Raw genomic sequence first — 4,378 nt, forward strand, 5'->3', positions numbered from 1 at the left:
TTCGGGTGTAAACACGCCGATTCCGAAAATGCAAATTGCATATAAGGAAACGATGGCTTCAGCCTCGCTAATTCATTGGCATTGGGCTTCAGCCTCGTCATATTCGGGACTGAAGTCTCCGATTCCAAATAAGTTTTGCAAGATGTCTAATCATTAAAAAGGAAAAAAAAATTATGAAAAAAGAGATATTCCCCCCAAATCCAAAGTACACAGAAGATGCACTAATAGGTAGTATGGATGCCTATTGGGAGTTGCAAAATAGAGCCAAGGATGATTATGAAGGTTTTTGGAGAGAGTATGCTGACTCAAAAATTGATTGGTTATCCCCTTATGATAAAGTCCTTGATGAAAGTGAAGCACCATTTTATAAGTGGTTTACCAATGGAAAGATGAATGTTGCGAACCAATGTATTGATAGACATCTAAGTACCAAAAAGAATAAAGCGGCAATTATTTTTGAGGGTGACAATGGCGATCAGCAGATTTTGACCTATCGAGAGTTGGCTTATGAGGTCAACAAAACAGCAAATATGTTTAAAAATCAGTTCAATATCAAAAAAGGTGATAGAGTTGTTCTCTATATGCCGATGATTCCAGAGTCTGCTGTTGTAATGTTGGCGTGTGCAAAGATTGGAGCGATTCACTCTATTGTATTTGGTGGTTTCTCTGCTGAAGCACTTAGAGATAGGATTGAGGATGCAAAAGCTAAACTAGTGGTTACTGCTGATGGAGCATTCCGAAAAGGCAAACCATATATGCTCAAACCTGTAGTTGATGTGGCACTTAGTAAAGGGTGTGAATCTGTTAATGCTGTCTGTGTAGTTGAGCGAAATGGTGAGGATATTCACTGGGAAGCAGGACGAGACTATGCCTATAATGAGCTTATCAAAAATGAGTCACCTAGATGTGAAGCAGAGCCTATGGATAGTGAAGACCCACTCTTTTTGCTCTATACATCTGGAAGCACAGGAAAACCAAAAGGTGTTCAACACTCATCTGCTGGATATATTCTTTGGGCACAGATGACTATGGAGTGGGTATTTGACCTGAAAGATAATGATACTTTTTGGTGTACGGCTGATGTTGGTTGGATTACAGGTCACACATACATTGTTTATGGCCCACTAGCAGCAGGTGCAACAACTGTGATGTTTGAGGGGGTTCCAACTTTCCCTGATGCTGGGCGATGTTGGAAGATGGTAGAGGAGTATCAGATTAATCAATTCTACACAGCCCCAACTGCAATCAGACTGCTTCACAAGATGGGTGAAGATGAGCCAAGCAAATATGATTTAAGCTCTCTGCGAATTCTTGGAACTGTTGGAGAACCTATCGACCCACCCGCTTGGAAATGGTACTATGAGGCTGTTGGTAATAGTAACTGTGCAATCGTCGATACATGGTGGCAGACGGAGACAGGTGGACATATGATTAGCCCTCTTCCAAGTGCAACGCCAATCAAACCTGCATGTGCTACATTTGCACTTCCAGGGATTATGGCAGAGGTGATTGAGAAGGATGGAACTCCAACTCCGATTGGTGAAAAAGGTTTCTTGTGTATCACAAAGCCGTGGCCTAGTATGATACGAACCATATGGAATGACCCTGAACGATTTGAAAAATCATACTTTGGGGATTGCAAAATCGACGGTAAGCCTGTCTACTTCTCTGGTGATGGGGCGATGATTGATGAGGATGGATATATCACCATCACAGGTAGAACAGATGATGTTATCAATGTATCTGGTCATAGAATGGGAACGGCAGAGGTTGAAGAGGCTATCAAGAAACACGATAATGTAGCCTCTGTTGCAGTTGTTGGAAAACCTCATGAGATAAAAGGCGAGGGGATTTTTGCTTATGTGGTTCTCAAATCTACACCTATGGAGCATAATGATGAGATTGCCAATGAGTTTGAGACAGTCAAAGAGATAAATGCAATTATCAAAAATGAGATTGGAGCGATTGCTCTTTGCGATAGCATGGCGTTTGTTCCTGATTTGCCAAAGACCCGTTCAGGTAAGATTATGAGACGAATTTTGCGTTCATTGATTAAAGGTGAGAAGATTACCCAAGATACTTCTACTTTGGAAGACCCATCTATTGTCGATGTTATTGAGAATATCTTAAATAAATAGGCACTAGATGAAGATAAAGAGTCTATATATTACATCCCATGAGAAATCGGCAGGAAGCTTGATTGTCACTATGGGGATGATGGAGTTTCTCAAAGCAAAATTTGGAAGGGTTGCACTCTTTCGACCTTTTGTTCGGAGCCACGAGATAGACCACGATACCAATTTTATTCTTGAGCGATACTCTTTGGATATGGAGTATGCTCAAACTTTTGGATTTACCATCGTTCAAGCAGAGAAGTATATTGCTCAAAATCTCTTTGATATGCTACTCAAAGGGGTTATTCGAAAGATGAAAGAGCTAGAGAGTAGTTATGATTTTGTCCTGATTGAGGGGCTAAATCAAGCAAATTTCTCAAATGCAATAGATTTTGATATCAACCTAGAGGTTGCCAAAAATCTTGGAACAGGTTACATCAATATTCTCAAAGGCAAAGATAAGAGTGCAGAGGAGATTTTGGATGATATTCTAATCGACTATGAGGGGATTAAGCTCTCAGGTTGCAGACACTTTGCTTCGTTTACCAATAGACTAAATAGGGCTACAGCAGAAGAGTTAAATCAGCTACTCTTGCAACATAAATATCTTCCACCAACCTATATATTGGAGGAGATTGCAGAGCTTGATATGCCTACAATTCGAGAGGTTAAAAATGCTCTAGATTGTCAAGTAGTCAAAGCGAATGAGATGGATTTTGAGAGATTAATAAAAAGCAAAAAAATTGGAGCGATGGCTCTAGAGAATTTTCTTGACTATATAGAGGATGGGGATTTGATTTTGATTCCTGCTGATAGGGCAGATATTGTTGTTGGCTCCATCTTGGCAATCTACTCAAAACGATACTCAAATATATCGGGAATTATACTAACAGGTGGACTCTCTCTCTCTCTTTCAGTTCTGAAGATTCTTGATGGGTTTGATGACCTTCCTTTGCCTATCTTATCGACAAAATATAATACTTATGAGACAGCGATTAGAGTAAACCAAATATCTTCTATAATAGATGTAAAAAATGAGAGAAAGATAGCTTTGGCTCTCGGACTTTTCAACTCATCTGTCGATATAGAGAAGATAAACAGACAGATACTAGAGACCTCTTCAGAGCTTATAACACCTGCGATGTTTGAGTATGGACTATTTCAAAAGGCAAGAGAAAATAGGAGAAAAATTGTTCTTCCAGAGGCTCTTGATAATAGAATTTTGAGAGCTTGTGAGATTTTGCTACTCAGAGATATAGTAGATATTATACTGCTTGGGAATGAGGATGAGATAGTTCGAAAAAGTGGCTCTTTGGGGCTTGATATATCCAAAGCTAAGATTATCGACCCTAACATATCAATCCATAAAAAAGCTTTTGCAGAGGAGTTCTATCGACTTAGAAAAGCAAAAGGTGTAACGCTAGAGGCATCATACGATACCATCACATCACTTAGTTACTTCGGTACAATGATGGTTCATATGGGATTTGCAGATGGTATGGTTTCAGGAGCTGTTTACACCACACAAGAGACCATTCGACCTGCTTTGCAGATTATCAAAACAAAACCTGATGTACCTATAGTCTCTAGTCTATTTTTTATGAGCTTAGATACCAAAGTTTTAGTCTATGCAGATTGTGCAGTCAATCAAGACCCCACAGCAGAGGAGTTAGCAACTATTGCTATTAGTTCGGCAGATACTGCTACCAAATTTGGAATCACCCCTAAAATAGCGATGCTCTCCTACTCCACAGGCTCATCAGGAAAAGGTAAAGATGTTCAAAAGGTAGCTGATGCGACTAATATAGTCAAGCAAAGAAGAGCAGATTTACTTATAGAGGGACCAATCCAATATGACGCGGCGATTGATAAAGATGTGGCGAAAACAAAACTTCCAAATAGCAAAATGGCAGGAGAGGCGACCATATTTATCTTTCCTGATTTGAACACAGGTAATAATACATATAAGGCTGTTCAACGCTCATCAGGTGCTGTTGCAATTGGTCCTGTTTTACAGGGGCTTCGAAAACCCATCAATGATTTGAGCCGTGGATGTTTGGTCTCAGATATTGTCAATACAGTGGCTATTACAGCTATTCAGGCATCAGAGGGTTAAATTTTACTAGGAAACGAAAACTTTAGTTTCGTCTATTTCGGGACTGAAGTCCAATGCCAATGAATTAGCGAGGCTGAAGCCATCGTTTCCTTATATGCAATTTGCATTTTCGGAATCGGCGTGTTTACACCCGAACTATTTGGTTCAA

Annotated in this window: 2 protein-coding genes; both read left to right on the forward strand. The window is 39.8% G+C overall.

The window, feature by feature from the left end; genetic code table 11:
• The first annotated feature begins 173 nt into the window (after positions 1-173).
• Positions 174-2,138 (forward strand): acetate--CoA ligase, encoded by a 1,965-nt coding sequence (acs, locus tag GSY74_RS10195; RefSeq protein ID WP_188108717.1) that lies wholly within the window; start codon positions 174-176, stop codon positions 2,136-2,138.
• 7 nt (positions 2,139-2,145) lie between these two features.
• A complete protein-coding gene (gene pta, locus GSY74_RS10200) occupies positions 2,146-4,230 on the forward strand; it encodes a phosphate acetyltransferase (RefSeq protein WP_164664996.1) in 2,085 nt (694 codons plus the stop codon).
• The last annotated feature ends 148 nt before the right edge of the window (positions 4,231-4,378 follow it).

It is taken from the genome of Sulfurovum sp. bin170 (assembly GCF_010892395.1).
Taxonomy (GTDB): Bacteria; Campylobacterota; Campylobacteria; order Campylobacterales; family Sulfurovaceae; genus UBA1140.